The organism is Streptomyces prasinopilosus (genome assembly GCF_001419695.1).
GTDB lineage: Bacteria > Actinomycetota > Actinomycetes > Streptomycetales > Streptomycetaceae > Streptomyces > Streptomyces prasinopilosus.
Genome location: NZ_LIRG01001002.1, coordinates 1 through 1,241 on the forward strand (window position 1 = coordinate 1; position 1,241 = coordinate 1,241).

General features: G+C 71.0%; 1 protein-coding gene and 2 pseudogenes. All 3 read left to right on the forward strand.

The window, feature by feature from the left end; genetic code table 11:
- A pseudogene (locus tag AOK18_RS29545) lies at window positions 1-252 on the forward strand (NAD-dependent dehydratase); the annotation flags it as partial.
- 79 nt (window positions 253-331) lie between these two features.
- On the forward strand, window positions 332-1,045 hold the full coding sequence (locus AOK18_RS29550; RefSeq protein WP_055575136.1) for a nucleotidyltransferase family protein: 714 nt from the start codon (window positions 332-334) through the stop codon (window positions 1,043-1,045).
- A gap of 6 nt (window positions 1,046-1,051) precedes the next feature.
- Window positions 1,052-1,241 (forward strand): annotated as a pseudogene (locus AOK18_RS29555) (NAD-dependent epimerase/dehydratase family protein); the annotation flags it as partial.

Consider the following 1,241-nt stretch of genomic DNA (forward strand, 5'->3'; position numbering starts at 1 on the left):
AGCGGTGTCCATGACCTCGCCGAGCAGCGCGACGAGGTCATGGACACCGCTCTCGACGTACGGGAGGACACCGCCCGGCTGCGGCCCGCCAACTCCGAGGTGATGCGGCTGGTCGCCGACGCCACCCGGCTCGCCGCCGCCACCGGCTGGAAGCCCGCCCACACGCTGGAGCAGGGACTCGCCCGGACCGTGGAGTTCTTCCGCGACCCGGCCCACCTGGCCCGCTACAAGACCGGCATCTACAACGTCTGACCCCTCCCGTCCGACCCGCACCACCGCTCCGCGTCCAGCACGTCCCCGGGGAACACGAAGGATCCGAAGGAGAAGCCCCATGCACGCAGTGATACTGGCAGGTGGCAAGGGCGTCCGGCTGCGGCCCTACACCACGGCCCTCCCCAAGCCGCTCGTCCCCATCGGCGACCAGCACGCCATCCTGGAGATCGTGCTGCGCCAGCTCGCCACGTCCGGCTTCACCCACTGCACCATCGCCATCGGCCACCTCGGCGAGATCATCCGCGCCTACGTCGGCGACGGCTCCCAGTGGGGCATGGAGATCGACTACGCCACCGAGGAGAACCCGCTGGGCACCATGGGCCCCCTGCTCACGCTGCGCGAGCGGCTGCCCGAGACGTTCCTGGTGATGAACGGCGACGTCCTGACCGACCTCGACTACGCCGACGTCCTGAACCGGCACCGGGAGTCCGGCGCCCCGCTCACCATCGCGACCTACGCCCGCAAGGTCCACATCGACTTCGGCGTGCTGACCACGCGGGAGAGCAGGGTGGTCGCCTTCACCGAGAAGCCCAGCATGGACTACCACGTCTCCATGGGGGTCTACGGGCTCTCCCGCTCGACGCTCGAGGACTACACGCCCGGCCTCCCGCTGGGCTTCGACGAACTCGTCCTGGACCTCCTCGCCGCCCGGCGCCCGCCGCACTCCTACGAGTTCGACGGCTACTGGCTGGACATCGGGCGCCCGGACGACTACGACCGGGCCAACGCGGAATTCACCACCCGCAAGTCCATGCTGCTCAAGGGAGCCTGAACGTCCATGCGCATCCTCGTCCTGGGCCGCACCGGCTACCTGGGCCGCCATGTGGTCGCACACCTGCGCGGCCTGCCGGACACCCACCTGCCCGAGGCCGGCCGCTCGTCCACGGGGGCCGGCCCGGGTCTGCGCGTCGACCTGGCCGCCGACTCCCCGGACCGGCTGGCCAAGACCCTGGCGGAGGCCGCGCCCG

Excerpts from the sequence above, each read along its gene's own strand:
- AOK18_RS29550 (WP_055575136.1), top strand. The coding sequence starts at position 332 with ATGCACGCAGTGATACTGGCAGGTGGCAAGGGCGTCCGGCTGCGGCCC.